12 protein-coding genes, 1 tRNA gene and 2 pseudogenes are annotated in these 17,497 nt (G+C 61.6%); 5 read left to right on the plus strand and 10 right to left on the minus strand.

The window, feature by feature from the left end; all coding sequences use genetic code 11:
• Nucleotides 1-680: 680 nt before the first annotated feature.
• The 6 genes from ACFWO3_RS06505 to ACFWO3_RS06530 form a co-directional block, all read right to left on the minus strand.
• Nucleotides 681-2,135 (minus strand): HEPN domain-containing protein, encoded by a 1,455-nt coding sequence (locus tag ACFWO3_RS06505; RefSeq protein WP_378575115.1) that lies wholly within the window; start codon nt 2,133-2,135, stop codon nt 681-683.
• 278 nt (nt 2,136-2,413) lie between these two features.
• Nucleotides 2,414-3,625 (minus strand): hypothetical protein, encoded by a 1,212-nt coding sequence (locus tag ACFWO3_RS06510; RefSeq protein ID WP_378575117.1) that lies wholly within the window; start codon nt 3,623-3,625, stop codon nt 2,414-2,416.
• 461 nt (nt 3,626-4,086) lie between these two features.
• On the minus strand, nt 4,087-4,590 hold the full coding sequence (locus ACFWO3_RS06515) for an ACP S-malonyltransferase (protein ID WP_378575119.1): 504 nt from the start codon (nt 4,588-4,590) through the stop codon (nt 4,087-4,089).
• An 88-nt stretch (nt 4,591-4,678) separates the two neighbouring features.
• Complete coding sequence (idi, locus tag ACFWO3_RS06520; RefSeq protein WP_378575122.1) at nt 4,679-5,287, minus strand: isopentenyl-diphosphate Delta-isomerase; 609 nt, start codon at nt 5,285-5,287, stop codon at nt 4,679-4,681.
• Nucleotides 5,288-5,505: 218 nt separating this feature from the next.
• Nucleotides 5,506-6,039 (minus strand): hypothetical protein, encoded by a 534-nt coding sequence (locus ACFWO3_RS06525; protein WP_378575125.1) that lies wholly within the window; start codon nt 6,037-6,039, stop codon nt 5,506-5,508.
• Nucleotides 6,040-6,092: 53 nt separating this feature from the next.
• The gene (locus ACFWO3_RS06530; protein WP_378575127.1) at nt 6,093-7,634 is read right to left on the minus strand and encodes an MFS transporter; all 1,542 of its coding nucleotides are present in this window, start codon (nt 7,632-7,634) and stop codon (nt 6,093-6,095) included.
• Nucleotides 7,635-7,816: 182 nt separating this feature from the next.
• Here ACFWO3_RS06530 and ACFWO3_RS06535 point away from each other — a divergent pair, with 182 nt between their 5' ends.
• Together ACFWO3_RS06535 and ACFWO3_RS06540 are read left to right on the plus strand one after the other, a co-directional pair.
• On the plus strand, nt 7,817-8,353 hold the full coding sequence (locus ACFWO3_RS06535; protein ID WP_378575129.1) for a TetR/AcrR family transcriptional regulator: 537 nt from the start codon (nt 7,817-7,819) through the stop codon (nt 8,351-8,353).
• 318 nt (nt 8,354-8,671) lie between these two features.
• The gene (locus ACFWO3_RS06540) at nt 8,672-9,628 is read left to right on the plus strand and encodes a heme A synthase (RefSeq protein WP_378575132.1); all 957 of its coding nucleotides are present in this window, start codon (nt 8,672-8,674) and stop codon (nt 9,626-9,628) included.
• A gap of 238 nt (nt 9,629-9,866) precedes the next feature.
• Here ACFWO3_RS06540 and ACFWO3_RS06545 read toward each other — a convergent pair.
• Nucleotides 9,867-10,668 (minus strand): annotated as a pseudogene (locus tag ACFWO3_RS06545) (IS5 family transposase); the annotation flags it as partial.
• A gap of 142 nt (nt 10,669-10,810) precedes the next feature.
• Here ACFWO3_RS06545 and ACFWO3_RS06550 point away from each other — a divergent pair.
• Both ACFWO3_RS06550 and ACFWO3_RS06555 read left to right on the plus strand, forming a co-directional pair.
• Nucleotides 10,811-11,344: a hypothetical protein gene (locus ACFWO3_RS06550; protein ID WP_378575134.1), complete on the plus strand. Its 534-nt coding sequence runs from the start codon at nt 10,811-10,813 to the stop codon at nt 11,342-11,344.
• A gap of 209 nt (nt 11,345-11,553) precedes the next feature.
• A tRNA-Arg gene (locus ACFWO3_RS06555) sits at nt 11,554-11,629 on the plus strand.
• A gap of 5 nt (nt 11,630-11,634) precedes the next feature.
• Here the strand turns inward: ACFWO3_RS06555 and ACFWO3_RS06560 are convergent.
• Together ACFWO3_RS06560 and ACFWO3_RS06565 are read right to left on the minus strand one after the other, a co-directional pair.
• The gene (locus tag ACFWO3_RS06560) at nt 11,635-13,041 is read right to left on the minus strand and encodes a DUF2252 domain-containing protein (RefSeq protein ID WP_378575138.1); all 1,407 of its coding nucleotides are present in this window, start codon (nt 13,039-13,041) and stop codon (nt 11,635-11,637) included.
• A complete protein-coding gene (locus ACFWO3_RS06565; RefSeq protein ID WP_378575141.1) occupies nt 13,038-15,329 on the minus strand; it encodes an ATP-dependent DNA ligase in 2,292 nt (763 codons plus the stop codon). Before ACFWO3_RS06565 ends, ACFWO3_RS06560 begins: the two co-directional genes overlap by 4 nt.
• Before the next feature lie 277 nt (nt 15,330-15,606).
• Between ACFWO3_RS06565 and ACFWO3_RS06570 the strand changes: the two are divergent.
• Nucleotides 15,607-15,897 (plus strand): annotated as a pseudogene (locus ACFWO3_RS06570) (amino acid ABC transporter substrate-binding protein); the annotation flags it as partial.
• Here the strand turns inward: ACFWO3_RS06570 and ACFWO3_RS06575 are convergent.
• Nucleotides 15,894-17,486 (minus strand): substrate-binding domain-containing protein, encoded by a 1,593-nt coding sequence (locus tag ACFWO3_RS06575; RefSeq protein WP_378575143.1) that lies wholly within the window; start codon nt 17,484-17,486, stop codon nt 15,894-15,896. The pseudogene ACFWO3_RS06570 and the gene ACFWO3_RS06575 overlap by 4 nt on opposite strands.
• Nucleotides 17,487-17,497 lie beyond the last annotated feature (11 nt).

A 17,497-nucleotide genomic window follows, 5' to 3' on the forward strand; every position in this document is an offset into this window, starting at 1 on the left:
CAGAGCAGCGCCTGCGATCCGCCCGGAATACCGCCCCGGGGTCGACGGTGTGCCAGCAACTGCGTTCGAACGGGATCACCCGCTTCAGCTCGTTATCCACCGCAGTGCAATAACCGACCCAATCGGTCCCCTGACCCGACACCCGCGCGATATGGTCTCGGGTCCGAGCCAGCCGGTCGCCTTGCACCCTTGTAGATTACCGCCGCCTGTCCCGGCTCGACAGCCTCGAGAGATCACCCCTGATGATGTCAGCCTTGCGGTGAATTGACCCTCGACCGACGGTCGTTGGCTGGAAGAAGCTGAGCGCGGACGAAGCACGCAACCCGTTCGATCACATCCACCCCCACCCCACGGTGTGCGGGGTACACGGCATTGCCGATACACTCACCTAGCGCACGTGAGCCGTCGAACTACAGGATCCGCGGCAGCCCGCGACGCAGTGACACCGGGAAAAGGCAGAAAAGACCAGATCACAAGGGTTTTACTCACCTATTCGCGTACGTCCCCCGCCCTCGGGGACCTGAGTAAAACCTCTGCGACCCTGTTCAGCGCATATCCGGGACGATAGCCCGGAACGCCTTCGTACGAATTCGGGAACGCGCTCATCGACGAATTGCCAGTTCGAGCCACACAGCCAGCCACCGACGGTCACCAGGTTGACTTCGCTCGACTACGGCGCTTTACGGAACGCGAGACGCATGTATCTGATTGACCACCTCGCAGTACGAGACCATCGCACTTAGACGCGGATGATCTTTCAGAGCGTCACAGATCTTCTCGTCCGGTACGCCGAGTTCACACAGCACGACAAGGTATGTAACGAGGTGCACCGATTTCGCTACGGCCAAGATCTCCAGGCTGTCCTTGATGAACCGCTGGCGTTTGCTCCCGCCATGAGCTACATGATTTCGGGCCCATACTGCCCAGTCCGCCCATTTGTCGACGTCGAGGTTGAGTCGTGACCCCACCTCAGCGGGAAGCATGTTATGCAACGCTTTCAGCCGCGGGTTCAGTTCGGCACCTCCGGCGTTGAGGCACCACGTGTGGAACCCTTCCGCGGCAGCGAGCACCTGACTGACGTATTGCTCGACTATCTCCGGCGAGTAGCCGCAGTGTCCGACAATGACACTCCACGCGTAATCTGCTTGTCGACCCTGGGTGAGCTTCTTCCAGGTCTTGAGGTACGAATCGAGTGATACGTCGGAGAAGTCGAATACCACCGCCGCGGGCTCATGCGTCTTGACAGGATTCGCGGGCTCCCCGATCCGCGACAACAGGGAAACGTCCTCGTCGCCCGTAGTCTTCAGTGAGATGGCCTCAACATCGGCGGTACTGAACGTCGCCAGACGAATGAGATCGAGGACCGGCCCCATTCGGTCGGTGAAGTCGGCTGCACTTCCGACAGCGCCCTCGTGTAACCGAATGCTCGCATCCGCGCCGACGTGGAGTTCGATGACCTGCCCTCGGCGTTGTTTCTGCGTCATCATGTCGAGTTTGAGGGCGGGCATGGCTTCCGTCGCGACGCTGGCCCACGGTCGGGTTGCTCGGGTGCTGATCGAGTATCGGGTCTCATCGGTCTCTGCGTGGACGCACTCAGCTCGGTACCCACCCACTACCGGCAGTATGTAAGGCGTGAGTCGAGTCCCGTTCTCGAGTAGCTCACCGGGACTGTCGACACCCTCAATCTTCGCCCACTGTGGTGGGCAGAAGCGAGCGTCGTCAACGAGGTAATAGAGCTCGTCGAGTACGAGCGTCGCCTTCGAGAAATCAGGGTCTCGGGAACTACCTATGTGGACGCCGACGCAGACCCACCCCGATTCCCAGAACTCTTCGCGCACCTGACCCGACATCCCAGCCGTGTAGTTGCCGCGCTGCGCTTCCCAGATCGACAGCGGAGTCCCAGAATCCGACACACCGAAGATGGTGCCGGAACGTACGTCGCCGACAATCTGGTGACTGACGCAGCCAGTGCCTTCGGGATTCTCTCGGTAGTCCGGCCCGGGTGAAAACCCGCCGATCAACTCCAACGTTGCACCTTTGGACGGTTCCCACGACAGAATGCCAGGCACCTTCTCGTCCGATGCTTCGGGCAAGTAGAACCACCCTTTGATGCGCTGCAATTCGCACTGTCTCATGTGCTTTACCGTAGTGGTCGCAGATTCCGCCGAGTAATCGATTCGGTACGAATGTGCCTGCCCTGGAGTACATCGCATTCTCCTGGTTTCGACATTTCGCCGGGGAATTGAGGCAGTCGAAGTTAGTACAGCACACCGGGGCAATGCATCGCAGATCCCGTGGGTAGGAACATCTTTGCGCACGTCCACTCCCCGTCCGGCATCGACACACCACCAGTCCGCTTTGCCGACAAGACGACGGCGCACTGCTGGCCGGAGCGCGTCCGCTTCGCGCGCTGCTAGCGTCTACGTTCCGAACGAGATTCACACCCTTGGTCGCGCGACACTCGGGCGAGACGCTCCTCCAAGATCTCGATGCGAGCGTCCAAGGTCGAGGCGGTAGAAACGAGGGAGGAGTCGATTCCATGCCACAAGCTACTCGCGAACCAACCCAGCCGTCGCATCCCGATACCTCGCGCCCGTCTCCCGCCTGCCCACGCCAGGACCAGCATGATCAATGGTGGTGCACCCAGTGCAGCCGAGGAAGCGGCGATCACACGAATTGGGGAGCCCTCCCCGTACAACCAAGACATCGTCGGAATCAGTATCAGGTATAGACCCATCAAGGCGAGTAAGACTTTGGGGATCTTTGTCCGCTCTTCGTCCCGCTTGGAGCACGACGTCCAGCGCAAGAAGACCAGATACCAGACAACCGCCTGGGCGTATAGGACGATAAACGCCTGTATAGCAACAAATCCCAGCATCCCTGAGACACTGCCCACAAGGATCGCGTCGAGCACCAACGTCGCTACAAGCGTGAGTACGAAACCAACGACTGCGGGCCAGAACACCCGCAGGATCCGCCGACGGTCGTTTGACCCCTCTGACAACTGGACGAACCGCCTTCTGCGGGCGTCGAACTGCTTCCGCTGCCGCCTCGCGTCGATCAACGATCGACGACTCTCAGCACCCGATTGATCCGAAACCACGACTGTTGCCGCGAAACCGACGCTGAACAGAGCAGGCACCACCACTGCCGCGACCGCTGCGTCTTTGTGGCCAGGTAGCCCTGCTCCAACACACACCACCACAGCGAGAACCACACACACCACAGATGCAAGCATCGACTGGAAGGACAACAGCTTTGCCCACAATGACGTCAACGTCGCCTCATGCAAAGTGCTCGCGTCATTGCGCGCCAAGGATACGGCGACATTCACCGTGACGATCACTGCGAAAAGCCCCGGGCTGAGAACCAAGGCGGCTTGGGGATCGACCAGTCCTCCAAAGCTCGATCGCCAGGTCGCAAAGCTCCCCCCATCGACCGCTTCCGGATTCGAGTCCACAAACATCGCCACTATTACGGCGAGAAGTAGGCAGATTCCCACTGCCATGACGACGATGGGAATGACACCACCCCACATCACCGTGCGGGCATTCCTCGTCGCAGAGTCGAAGTCATCTTCGTCCGCGGCCCACACCGGTGGTCGAGCGCCCGCATCGATGTGCACTTGTACAGACGATTTCGCTTCGCGTGGGTGGGTACCCGTCGGTGCGGTTGCGATGTGCGAGCGAGCTGCTCTCTGTGTCGCGATCGCGGTGCTAGCAGAAGCGACTGCAGCGACTGCGGCGACAGCGAGCGCACGGAAGGCGGCTCCTGAGCCTCCATTGGTGCGATCCACGTCTACCCCCTATCGTTCTTTGAATCGGTCTGATGAGGTCGTCACACTCAGCAAGATTTCCTACCCGAGCATCGCAGCTCTGGGCGCCGTCACCACAGTCTTGTTCTTGGCAGTCACCGGCCGGTTCGATCGTCAGGAGGCCCGAATGAACGTTGTTCGCACCGAACTGATGAAGCTTCCGCGGTCGCCGAGTCTTGCTGTGATCGTCGTGCTGCCCCTTGTTCTCGCGAGGACGATCAATTCGTCGACCACGCCGTGGCGGAGGTTCGCATCGCTAGCAAGGTACATCGTCACGGCGAGGCGATTGCGAAGGCTTCTGTGTCCGGTGCGATGCGACGGGAGAACCCGGTGAGGACCTTCCCCGGTCCGATCTCTACTATGCGGTCGTAGCCGTCCTCGACTGCGTGGCGAATCGTGTCCAGCCAGCGCACAGGTGCCACGATCTGGCGATGCAGGAGGGCGCGAATATCCGCGGGGTTCTCGACGTATTGACCAGTGACTGCGCTCAATACAGGCAAATCCGGGGTGCTGATCACACAATTTTCGAGATCTACCCCGAATTCGTCCGCGACATCAGCCATAAGGGGCGAGTGGAATGCACCGCCTACTTTGAGCCGCACTACGCTTGAGGCTCCAGCCTGCTGAGCCAGATCTTCCAAGGCGTTGACGGCAAGAACATCGCCGGAGACGACGGTTTGCTTCGGCTGGTTATAGTTCGCCACTTCAACAACACCGTCGACTTGCCTGCAGAGTGCTTCGACCTCGTCCGCAGAAATTCCAATGACAGCGGCCACAGCTTAACGCTGAATCACTTACAATACAATCGTGATCTGTATCAAAACTTACATATGCTTTCATCTTGGGCTGGCACCGCAACGACGACTAGAAGTCCGTATCGCGCCCCAGCGCCCGACGCCAGCGCGGGGGAAGTTCAGTCGGTCCCAACTGTGGCCAATCTCGGGGACTGTCTGAAAATGCTGTGAGACAATCGATCTGAAGTGAGCTCCACGGCGATAGCGTCAATGCCCTACCACCGTATAGCGTCTTTAGGCTTGCCCACTCCAGCCATGCATGGGCGTTCACCTCCATAGGATTCGGCGTCGGTTCGCTGTTTACATATGCCACGAAGACCGGGCAGATTTCGTTCTCGACGATTCCGTTGTCCATAACGCTCCGATACCTGAAGTCCGGAAGCACCATTCCATAGTCGCTCGGCACCAGTCCGAGTTCTTCATCCAGGCGCCTGAGCATGGCTTCGCCGATGAACTCGCCCGGCTTCGGGTGTCCACAACAGGAGTTGGTCCAGACGCCGGGCCACGTTGCTTTCTCAAATGAACGTTGCGTGAGCAGGATACGGTCATCCTGCCCTATCACGTAGCAGGAAAAGGCGAGGTGAAGTGGCGTATTCGTACCGTGAACCGAATATTTCGGGGCTGTGCCAATAGGCTCTCCTGCGTTGTTGACGAGTACTACTTGCTCCGCTGCTGTCATAGAGGCCTCCCGACTGACACCGTATCGCCACATGAACATCAGTAGTTGGCTGTGCAACTCGAAATCGTCGAACCATGTACGGGTTGCGTGTCGGCATCAGATATCGGACGTCACGGCTGCACTAGCTTGCAACTCCGTGCATGCTCTTCAAACCCGTTGCGTACGTCAATGACACGGCGAGTGTTGTGTATCTCAGCTAGCACAAGGGGCGGACCATTTCAGGAGCCGGGATTCGAGCTGCGGGCTGGAGGTCGGACAATCTGTTGCCTCGCTTTCTCACTCGCAAAGTACGCACCCACTGCAACCGCGACTGCCAGGACGATCGGAATGACAGCGGTCGGCACGTCACGGGGACGCACCGCCATGAGGAAGGTGCCGGCAAGTACGAACGACGGGGCTCCCCATTGCACAGCTCTGACGCCCGAGAGTGTCCGTCCCCGGATTACGTATGGGTCGCGGAGCTGCCGCAGAGTCCAGAAGGCTAGTCCCGCAATGACTACCGCTGCGATCACACCCGCACCGATCCACGGGCCTCCTTCTGACCCCGTCCCGACCAGAATGCCACCAGTGACAGCAACAACGGCCGTGATCATCGGAACCAGTTTGATCACCAAGGTCGATGCGCGGGTGATTCGCGGAGGCTCGTCGGCGTCCGCGGGCACGATCCTGCCCAGTTCTACACACTGGACGCCAAGCATGATGGAGAGTCCAAGCGCAACGGTGACATGAAATCCAAGAAGCGCTGAGTGCATGAGCGAGTCCTTTCTCGCATCGTAAGGGGAATAGCGGCAACCGAGATTCCGATTTACGTGTCCGAACCATCTGACTTACCCGAGTCCGGAGTGGGAACTGCGGGGTTGGCTTCGGGTTCGGTTGCCCGGGATGATGATCCGGTGAAGATCGCGACGATCACACCGATGAGGAGGATGCATGCCCCTCCCCAGAAGGCGCGGCCGTAACCGTGAACGAGCGCATCTGTTGCTTGTTGAAGGAGCGGGAAGTCCTTCATCGCGATTGCCCGATAGAAGGTGGAGTCGGCATCGACCAGGCGGCTGTCGGCGGCGTGGGTGGCGAGTGTCGACAAGATCGCAAGACCGAGTGCGCCACCGATCTGCTGTGCCGCGTTGAGGATTGCCGAGGCGATTCCGGATTCGTTGTCTTCGACTTTGGAGACCGCAGAGATGGTCAACGGGACGAAGGTGAGACCGAGCCCGAACGCGATTATCACCATCGGAGTCACCAGCGTGGGCCAGAACTCCGACTGTGTGTCCCACCGTGTCAGCAGGAAGGTTCCCAGGGTTGCCAACGCCAGCCCGCAGATGATGACGAAGCGAACCTGTATCCGCGCCACCAGACGTTCGGCCAATACGGATGCGATGCCGATGGCAACGGTGAATGGGAGGTACGCCAAGCCAGTTTCGACAGGTGAGTAACCGAGCCCCTTCTGCATGAACAGGGACAGGAAGTAAAACATCGCGAACATGCCTGCTCCGACGATCAGCATCGTGCCGAACGCGCCGGCGCGCGAACGGTTCGCGAAGAGGTGCAACGGCATCAGCGGTTCCGTAGTACGGGCCTGGATCAGTACGAACGCACCGATCGCGAGTACCGCAGCTCCGAAGGAAGACAGTGTGACGGCATCCGTCCACCCGTGCTGTTCGCCGCGGGTGATTGCGTACACCAACGCTGTGAGTCCGAACGTTCCGCTGATCGCTCCTGGGATGTCGATACGGCCGCGGGTGCCCCGACTTCCGGACGGGAGCGATCCGATACCGACCAGGACCGCCAGTCCGATAGGCACGTTCACGAACAGGACCCAGCGCCATGAAATGTATTCGGTGAGCAGGCCACCCGCGAGAAGTCCGATGGCGGCACCGACTCCGGACATGGCTGCGTACACCGCGAGCGCTCTGTTTCGGGCCTTACCCTCGTCGAACGTAACGGTTATCAAGGACAGTGCGGCCGGCGCGGCGATGGCTGCGCCCACACCCTGCGCGACACGCGCAATTATCAGCCAAGCGGATGTTGTTGCGAATCCACCGATCAATGATGCGGCAGCGAACAGGACGACACCGACGACAAACATTCTGCGCCGCCCGAACAGGTCCCCCGCCCGTCCGCCCAGCAGTAATAGTCCACCGAAGGCGATCGCGTAAGCGTTGACCACCCACGCGAGGTTGGCAGCACTGAACCCGAGCGCGGATTGGATGCTCGGCAATGCGATGTTCACGATGGTCGCGTCCAGCACGACCATGAACTGGGCACCCGCGAGGACCAAGAGTGCTATGGCGGGGTGGCGGGTGCCGGTCGTTTGTCCCGACTGTTCGTCGCGGACTGTGGTTGTCATACGAACTCCAGGCTCCATTAGGTGTTTTGGTGTGGATTGGCGCTCTTTCGATACAGTACAGCACTGTATTGCAATATCATGGCTTCGGCTAGTGTTGAGCTGACGGTGAAGCTGAGGAGACGGATGTGAAGACCGCTGCGAATCGCCAGGGGCGGCCTCGAGACGCAGGTAGGGATGTCGAGTTGATCGTTGCGGCGCAAGATCTGTTGGCGGAAGTCGGATACGACCGGCTGTCCATGGAAGCGGTCGCGGCGCGGGTCGGCGCGAGTCGCGCGACCGTGTATCGACGGTGGAAAAGCAAGTCCGAACTAGTTCTCGATGCCATCGCGGCGTTGCGCTGGGAAGAAGAACCGCCGAATACAGGGTCGCTGCGTTCAGACCTGATTGCTCTCGGTGCCGTGTACGCGGAGCAGGACGCGCGACGTGATGCCATCATCACCGGCATTGTGACCGCGATGGCCCACGATATGGCCATACGTAGCGCGGTGGAAGAGACTATCGCCCGCCCTCGCCGAGAGGCATTCCTGGCGATCGTGAGTCGGGCTCAGGCCAGAGGTGAGGTCTCAGTGGGTACCGATTTGGCCTTCGTCGGCCAGGTATTCCCTGCCATGACCTTCTACCAGGTGGTGGCGCAGCCGAACCCAGTTGATGAGGATTTCGTTACGCGCGTCATCGACCGACTCATAATCCCTTTGCTCTACTCAGCGGATTCCGATTGACAAGTGGACTGATGCGGGCGTGACAGGAAACCCATTGAGACGAAAGGTGCTGCGAACCAGCCCTTTCAACGTGATTGTGGGCCAGAGCGCCCCGGGTGGGCATGCGTCTCACATGTATCGGCGACCGGACATCAGTTGTCCTCCAAGTCTCCCCTTAGCAGCGCCTCCCCTAGTCCAGGTCACGCCCCAATGCGCCGCTGGCGCCAACCTCATCTCTTCAGCCGTTCGATGGGGATTCGTCGTGGGGCCCGAAAAGATTTGCCCCATCCTCACCCGTACGGTGATCGAGAATCTGTGCTCCAAATTGGGGAGGTCCTGGTGACACCGCTTTCATGGTTGGCGGGTCGTGTTTACTTCGGGCGATCGAGCCTTCGCGTAGCGGCAGCCGTAGCTGTTGCTGCGAGCGTGATGATCATCGTCACTGGCGGCGTCGTCCGTGTCACCGGATCCGGCTTGGGTTGCCCCACATGGCCGTCATGCACCGGGGAGGGGCTTGCCCCCACCCCCGAGATGGGGATTCACGGAGCAATAGAGTTCGGGAATCGCATGCTCACCGGAGTGCTTTGTCTCGCAGTAGGCGCCCTGATCATCATCGCCCGATGCCAGAACAGACCCGATCGAGCAGTACTACGCGCAGCCTGGCTCCAATTCTGGATTGTCGTACTCAACGCCGTCGTCGGCGGCGTGACCGTACTCGCCCGGCTGAGTCCGTATATTGTTGCTGCACATTTCATCGCAGCCATGTTGCTGCTGACCGCTGCCGTGTACACGGTCGAACTGGTCGGGCGTGGAGATCGTCCGGACGTCGCCGAGGTCGACCGCGGACTGGTCGTGAGGTCACGCTGGCTTGTGGCGAGTTCCGCCGTACTCGTGCTCATCGGAACGGCGGTAACTGGTTCAGGAGTTCATGCGGGGGATTCGTCGGATGTCCATCGCATGCCCTTCGACTGGCTCACAATGGTGATACTTCACGCCAGTAGCGCGCTCGCGACATTGATTCTGGCCGTTGCCATAATGCGCTCGGCGCATCGGACCGGAGCATCACTGGTTTCGTCACGAACAGTCGTATTCGTTGGTCTGTTCTTGGCCCAGGGACTGATCGGAGTGTTGCAGGCGCTTTCAGTCGCCGAAGAAGTCCTCGTGGTCCTACACATGCTGGGTGCAGCCTTGATCTGGAGCGGAGCACTACGAGTGGCGTACGCGACCAACCCAGACCTTGGCAAGCAACTCGTGAATGCCGACATGCGGGCGTCCAAGCTACGGAGCAAGGCGTGACGGCGACAATACAATGTCAAGGTGTCGTAGCCGCCGCCAAGTTTGATCGACGCCCAGTGAAACGGGTTGGAGTCACTGGAAAATCTCGCCGCGAGTAATTCGAGGCCAGTTCTGTGCACGGGGGACACCACCTTCATCAAGATCTCGAGTGCGGTGGATAGGTCTTCGATGTAGGCATTGAAGGGCAAGTACACGGTTGCGTCACTCGGACGTTCAACGTGTTTGGCTGTCAGGCTCCGTAGCGGGTGGCTATCGCACGCCATTGCTTGAGTCGACCGAAACTGCGCTCGACGGTGTTGCGTTCGCGGTAGCGGGCCTTGTCGAATCCGGGTGGCCGGCCGCCGGCTGATCCCTTGGCCTTGCGATGTGCGATCTGGTCGCGGCGCTCTGGGATGGTGTGCGAGATCTTGCGTTCACGCAGGTGCTTTCGAGTGCTCGGATGCGAGTATGCCTTGTCAGCGAGCAGACGAAAGGCGGCGGTGTCGTGGGTGCGGTGCGCCTCGAGCAGCGGCGCCAGGTACGGGTTGTCACCAGCGTGCCCAGCCGAGAGCATCAGCGTCAGTGGGCAGCAGTGCGCGTCGGTCAGTGCGTGGATCTTGGTGCTCAGACCACCCCGTGAGCGACCGAGTGCGTGGTCGGCGGGTTCGTGGGCGAGATTGTTGTCATTCGATCGAGCCCCCTGTGTGAGCATCGGTGAGCGCACCGGCGGAGTGCTGATGGGCGCGCACGATCGTCGAGTCGATCGACAAAAGGCGCTCGAGATGCAGGCTGTCTTCGGGGGCGGCGGCGCGCACGGCAGCGAACATCCGCACGTAGGTGCCGTCGTCGGACCAACGACGATGACGCTCCCAAATCGACTGCCATGCCCCGAAATGATCGGGTACGTCCCGCCACGGAGACCCGGTCCGGAATCTCCAGGCGATCGCTTCGAGCGTCAGACGGTGGTCGTTCCAGGGGCGTCCCCGGCGACCGGACAGCGCAGGAAAGACGGGTTCGATCGCAGCCCACAGGTCGTCGGAGATCTCATCAGCACGCAACACTCACGCAGCATCGCGCACGGAACCACGAATATTTAGCAGACACGCCCTAGCCGACACCGAAGGCATTCGTGTTGACGGAATTTGCTATGACGGTGCCTTCACCGGAAAACACATCGCCCCTCTGCTGAAACGAGGCATCACCGTGCTCTCGCCGATGCAGAAACACAAGCGAACAACGCCGCTGGAATTGCACCATTGCGGGTGCGGGGACACCCACGACTTGGTACTCGCCGGCGGTACGGTTCACGACCGCACCGTCCTCGACACCGGCGAAATGCACTTGACGCAATGTCCTCGCGGGAAGGTCATGCGACGAAAGAACGCTGACAACACATTCCGCCATTACGGCGAGTTCGCAATGCAGTGCGGAACGATCCACCCGATCCGCATCGATACGACCCCCGATGACCGAGCACGCAACTTAAATCGCGCCCACCACCTCCGACTGCATATCAAAACCGAGGCAGGAACAAGCCTGTACGATCGCTGCTACGGCTGGCGCGAAGACGCCGAGTCCGCCAACAACACGTTGGATCGCACGTTGTACGGGGGCCGCATGATCGCCTACACCGCCACACGCCAACTCACCGTCATGATCGGATTCGCCGCCGGACGCAATGCGATCGCCCGGTGGCTCTACAGACGGCAACAGCCGGGCCTGCCACCACGCGGCTGAGCCCGGCCAAAGCACACAACCCACTCGACCACGGTCACCCCGCACACCCCACAGTGTGCGGGGCAGACGGCATTGCCGATATACTCACCGAGCGCACGTGAACGGCCGAACTACGCAAGGAATCGGCAGCCCACGACGCAGGGACACCACGAACAGGACGAAAAGACCAGATCACAGGGGTTTTACTCACCTATTCGCGCACGTCCCACGCCCTCGTAGCTCAGGGGATAGAGCAACCCTCTCCTAAAGGGTAGGTCGCAGGTTCGAATCCTGCCGAGGGCACCACCTCGTCACAGCCCTTTTCGGGCCGTGATTCGTCCTTCGTCGATCGCTTCCAGCAAGAGCCCGTGATCGCGCGTGTTCTGTTCCGCACTGTCCTCGGCGAACGCATGTATCGCCTTGTCGAAGCTCTTGTCGTCACCGAGGTATCCCGCTATCGCGAATCGGTCCCCGCCGCGGGCGTGCGCATGAGCGAGGACTCGCGCACAGAGTCTTCCGTACAGAGTCATCAGCTCCGGAGACATGGTGGTGATGTCGGCCGATCCTTTGCCGTCGCGCAGCTGACGGATGTAGAAGTCACGCTCCACGCCGTCGACCCCCTTCCCTCGCTGCCAACCGAGAAAGATGTCGCTCGCGGCCTGCATCAGCCGCTGCCCGCACACCACCCGTTCCCCCTGATTCGCACACGACGACCCTCCGACGTACGCCTCGAGCACCGAGCGCTGAGCTTCCTTGACCTGAAGGAACAGCGGGTCCTCCCCCTGCCCACGCAGCAGGACGATCCACGAACGCGTGCCGACACTGCCGACCCCGACCACCTTGCGGGCGGCCTCGACGAACTGGAAACGATCGAACAACACCCGCAGACTCGGCGCCAATGTCTCACGGTAGGAACGAAAACGGTCGACCAGTTCCCGGTTTGCATCGTCGGCATCCACGCCCGCGAACAACTCCTCGATCGGGACGATCAACGGCGGCGTGCTCACGATCCGCGGATGACCGTCGACCGTCGTGGTCAGTTTCGCCAATGCCTGGCTACTGTTGCGATTCCACGACTTGTCGAGCGTCTTGGCGACCCGCTTTCTGGTGGATGCGTCGAGAAGGTTTCGAATCTCGTCCAGCTGGGCTTCCGCATCGATGTGCGCATACCAGATCTCGAGCTCGGTGCATTCGGACTGGCCGATCATGGTTTCGCGGTACTCGGCCGCACAGGCTCGAACGATCTGCTTACGGACTTTCCGCCCGAAGTCGTTGCCCCCTGCCGCAACTGCCAAACTCGCGGCGAGTCTCTTCACGTCCCACTCGAACGGGCCGGGAAAAGTCTCGTCGAAATCGTTGACGTCGAACACCAGCTTGCGTTCGGGAGTGGCGTACAGACCGAAGTTGCTCAGATGCGCGTCACCGCACAGTTGGGTGGCCAATCCGGAATTCGGTGTGCGCGAAAGGTCGTCGGCCATCACGAGCGCTGCACCTCTGAAGAACGCGAAGGGCGAAGCGGCCATACGTCCGTATCGGACCGGGACCAGATCCGCCACCCTGCTCGAGGCCTGACTCTCCAGCAATGCGAGCGGGTCTCGGTCGGAGCCCGATGCGCACTCCGCGATCACGTCCAACGGTACCGAACGACGCGCTTGCACACCGCGTTCGAACAACTCTGCACGGCTGGGCATCTCGGTCGGAACCGCTATCTCGGTCATGACGAGGTCCTCACCTGTTCGGGCGACACGTCGTCGCGCAAACCACGCCAACTCGGATGCCGCAACCGCCGTGCCGTCGACCACTCCATGAATCGAACCTCGCCCACCAGCTTCGGAGCCACCCACATCGCATCCCTTCGGTCTACGGCGGGCACCTCATCGGCGAAGGGACTGTGGTCCTGACGCAACGGCGTCAACGTCCCCGCAAGGTCGGTCAGCGCCCGCTCAGTGAATCCTGTTCCCACCTTCCCCACATATCGGAGGCCGTCGCCGTCGGGTACACCCAGCAGCAGAGAACCGATACTTGTCGATCGTTTGCCTTGCCCCGGCTTCCATCCACCGATCACCACATCCTGTGTGCGCCAGTTCTTCACCTTGATCCAACTCGAGCCACGCTTGCCCGGGAGATACACGGAATCACGACGTTTCGCCACGACACCCTCCCAGCCGCGACGTGCACTCTCGTCCAGGACTTCGCCGGGAGTGCCGTCGAGCTGCGGCGGAATCTCCAGTCGAGGAACCTTCTCCCCCAACGCTTCCAGGACACGCCGTCGGTCCGAGTACTTCTTGCGAAGCAGGGACACCCCGTCGAGGTACGGGACGTCGAACACCAGGATGTGTGGTTCACCGCCCTGCTGCAGCAACCCGAAACTGCTGATCCCGTCGTTGTCGAATGCCACGACCTCGCCATCGAGCACCACCTCGTGACCCGCCAACGCATCGGACAACCACGCCAGCGCTGGATACTGCGCCGTCTTGTCGTTTCCGGCCCGACTGGACAACCGCAGGTGGTCCTCGGCGATTTCCGCGATCACCCGAATACCGTCCCATTTTCCCTCGAACGCCCACTCCTCTTCGTTCAAGCCCTCGAGGGTCCCCGGTGACGCCAACATGGGCGCCAGTCCTTTCGGTAGCTCCGAAGCAGCATCGGAAGCGGTGCGGCTCTGATCCTTCATCAGGTGCATCAACCACTGGTCGCCCTTCGTGCGAATCAACGCGAATCGTCCTTGCACCCGTTCGCCGTCTAGTCGAACGATCACCTCGTCGTCACGCCACTTCTCGGTGACATAGGTCCCCGAATCCCAGATCGTCATCCGGCCGCCGCCGTATTCGCCCTTGGGAATCGTCCCCGAGAAGGTGGCGTACTCGAGTGGGTGATCTTCGGTGTGAACGGCGAGCCTGTTCTCACCCGTCGACGTGGGAACGTTCTTGGGGACGGCCCAGGAGACCAGGACGCCGCCGCGCTCGAGACGCAGGTCGTAGTGCAGTCGGCGTGCGTGGTGTTCCTGAATGACGAAGGTGTCGTCGTTTCCCGTCACCGGCGATCCGGCCGGAACCGGCTCGGGAGTTCTTCGCGGCGAACGCTTTCCCCGGTAGGCGTCGAGAGCATCGCCCGTCCGTCCGTCGAGTGGCGGGTCCAGTTCGGCGATCGGGTCACCGTCCCGCTCGATCCGCCCGAGTACAGACTCGAACGTGAGGTGTTCGAGCTTCGGATCATCGAGTTCGTCCCACGTCCGGGGAGCAGCCACGAACGGTTTCGATCGTCCACGCAAGGAGTAGGGCGCGATGGTGGTCTTGGACGGGTTGTTCTGACTCCAGTCCAAGAAGACCTTGCCCGCCCGGACAGCCTTCGCCATTGTTGCAGTCACGAGATCGGGCATCATTTTTTCCAGTCCGGTCGCCACCTGCTTGGCGATCGTCGAAGCGCCGGTTCCGTTCAACGGACGATCGAGCGGCACGTACACGTGAATGCCCTTGCTGCCGCTCGTGACCGGAAAGGCCCGCCAGCCGAGGTTCTGCACCAGATCGCGCACCGCCCGGGCCACCCCTGCGCACTCCGCCAACCCGATGCCCTCCCCCGGGTCGAGATCGAACACGAGTCGCGTCGCCGGCCCCCGCTCCGCCCCCTCGAACCGCCACTGCGGAACATGCAGTTCGAGCGCGGCCTGCTGGCCCGCCCAACCGAGCGCAGCCACCGAATCCAGTAGCGGATAGGTGACCGTTCGCGAGGAATGCGGTAGCGATCGCCGGTCGAGCCAATCCGGTGCCGACGCCGCCAGGTTCTTCTCGAAGAACGACTGACCGTCGACACCATTGGGCCACCGTTTACGTGTCACCGCCCGACCTGCGATGTGCGGGAGCATCACCGGCGCCACCCGAAGGTAGTAGTCGATGACGTCACCTTTGGTGGTTCCGGTCTCCGGATAGAGCACCTTGTCGAGGTTGCTCAGCGACAGGCGATGCCCGTCCAAGGTGATGTGATCGGCACCTCGAGGCCGGTCGGACATCGCAGCCTCCCGTTGTCGGTGTTCACATATTGTGCGCCAATTTGCGTTCGCGTCCTGGCACTACGCCGATTTGCCAGGGAAGATGTTCGATGCCCGCCCCTGGTCGACTCGCCTCGCAATATTCGTTGCTGCCGCCGCGATGACGCTTGCTTCGTGCTCGTCCGGGGAAGACGCCCCGACGGAACCCGACGTCGAGACCACGCCCGTTCAAGCGTTCACGCAATTGCCGCCGACGGACGCGGTGGGTGATTGCGGCCCGAGGAGCGGCACCCTTCCCACCACCGATTCGGCCAAGCAAGCCCTGATCGTCGGCGAAGTCGATGCCATCGTCGTCGACATCCCGACCGGCTTTCAGATCGCCGAATCCCAGATCGACAACGCAATTCTGGTCGGCCAATTTCCCCACCCGAACGCAGTCACGGAATTCTTCGGTGGGGTTCTCGAGAAGGGCAGCGCACTCACCCCGTGTGTGTCCGCTGCCGTCGACTCGCTCTATGCGGACGGCGTACTCGACTCACTCGCCGACGAATGGGTCACCGACACCGGCGGAGCGCACGTTCTCGACTAGTTGCCCCGACTCTGCAGAGCGTCGGCGAACACGGTCGGGATGGTCGACGGGTCTCGGGAGATGTGACTCGTGCCGCCCGTCGCCTCCGAGATCTGGCGAAGAACATCGGCATCGGCATCCTCACTGATTCCGATGGTGACGATTTTGACCGGCTTCGACGGGTCCTGCTCGCTCTCGAGGGTGGACAACAGTTCGGACAAGCCGATGCTCCCCGGATCCTCGTTGGTGCCGTCGGTGAGAATCACCACCGAGTTGACAGCGTTCGGATCGAAACCCTTCTTCACCTCACGAAACGCAGCGAGCGTCGTGTCGTACAGACCCGTGCCTCCACCGATCTCGTCCGGAAGAGACCGAATGCCCGCCAGCAGACGTTCACGCTGTGTGGTTCCGTCGACGATCTCGTCCATCCGGGCGATCGGCACGAGTTCCTTGTAATCGGGCTCCGAGCTGTCCGCGCCGGTGGAGAACGACCACAGGCCCACCTGCGCAGCCTCCGGGAAAAGTTTGCTGCCCGCTTCGCTCGCCCGAACCGTCATACCCATCCGGGTCGTGTCCGCAGCGTTGTAACTCATCGAGCCCGACACGTCTTCCACCACCAACAGCCGGGAGGGCTTCATGAGTGACTCGTACTTCTTGCGCGTATCGGCCACGGTCACCGCATCCGGAGTCCGAAGCTCGACGACGGGGGTGACACCACGACCGTCGCTCAGTTGGTCACGCTCCGCGCCGCGGAAGCCCGCAGCAGACAACGAGTCGGTGCCCGTTCGCGAAGCCAGAGCATCGGCGAGCTTCGAGCCCGCATCCCGAGCCGCGTCCCGATCTTCCGCACCCGTCGCCACCATCGGGTAGTCGAGGAAGATGCTGCCCGTTCCCGGCACGGACGCGCTCAGCCCCTCGGCGCGACCTTCGGCTCGGCTCGACACGAACTGCTGTTCACTGACGATCGCAAGGCCACCGTTGTTCCGGACGGTTCCGAGCCTGGTTGCCGTGTCGGATTCTTCGGCGTTCGAGGATTGCTGAGCCACCGAGACCAGCGCCGAGGAGACCTCGCGAGGATCGCTGCCACTCACCTCGGCCTCCACGGTCGCTGCGGCGACGGGAGCCAGCGCCGCACCGTCCGAATTCGGATCCCCGAGAGTGATGTTGGGTGTCCGGAGTACGCCCAGCCAGGTATCGGCGGTAGGCGCCCCCTTCGGTCCCACCACGACGATCGGGGTGGAGGCGACCGACTCGCGAACGACGTCCGCATCCTCCGAGAGCAGCATCGTCGAATCCGGTATCCACAGATCGGGCGCACTCGGTCCGTTCGGGTTCACGTCACCGGATCTCGTCGGAGCCACCGCGAACGTCGAGCATCCGAGATCGGATTCGCCGGTCTCCGCCACGGCCTTCTCGACGGCGGGAGCCACCGCCGGGTCGGCTGCAACCGTGTATTCGGTGACGTCCCCGCAGCCACCGGTGACGCGGGAGATCGCGAAGACCGCCACCCCGATCAGGAGGATTGCCACGACGGCCACGGCGCCGTACTTCGCGGCAGGCGGGAACTTTCCCGACGACTTCGAATGTGACGCCTTGTGGCGGCCGGACATATGGGCCTCCC

The organism is Rhodococcus sp. NPDC058521 (assembly GCF_042719695.1).
Classification (GTDB): domain Bacteria; phylum Actinomycetota; class Actinomycetes; order Mycobacteriales; family Mycobacteriaceae; genus Rhodococcus_F.

Excerpts from the sequence above, each read along its gene's own strand:
- ACFWO3_RS06530 (WP_378575127.1), bottom strand. The coding sequence starts at position 7,634 with ATGACAACCACAGTCCGCGACGAACAGTCGGGACAAACGACCGGCACC.
- ACFWO3_RS06565 (WP_378575141.1), bottom strand. The coding sequence starts at position 15,329 with ATGTCCGACCGGCCTCGAGGTGCCGATCACATCACCTTGGACGGGCAT.
- idi (WP_378575122.1), bottom strand. The coding sequence starts at position 5,287 with ATGACAGCAGCGGAGCAAGTAGTACTCGTCAACAACGCAGGAGAGCCT.
- ACFWO3_RS06505 (WP_378575115.1), bottom strand. The coding sequence starts at position 2,135 with ATGAGACAGTGCGAATTGCAGCGCATCAAAGGGTGGTTCTACTTGCCC.
- ACFWO3_RS06575 (WP_378575143.1), bottom strand. The coding sequence starts at position 17,486 with ATGTCCGGCCGCCACAAGGCGTCACATTCGAAGTCGTCGGGAAAGTTC.
- ACFWO3_RS06560 (WP_378575138.1), bottom strand. The coding sequence starts at position 13,041 with ATGACCGAGATAGCGGTTCCGACCGAGATGCCCAGCCGTGCAGAGTTG.
- ACFWO3_RS06525 (WP_378575125.1), bottom strand. The coding sequence starts at position 6,039 with ATGCACTCAGCGCTTCTTGGATTTCATGTCACCGTTGCGCTTGGACTC.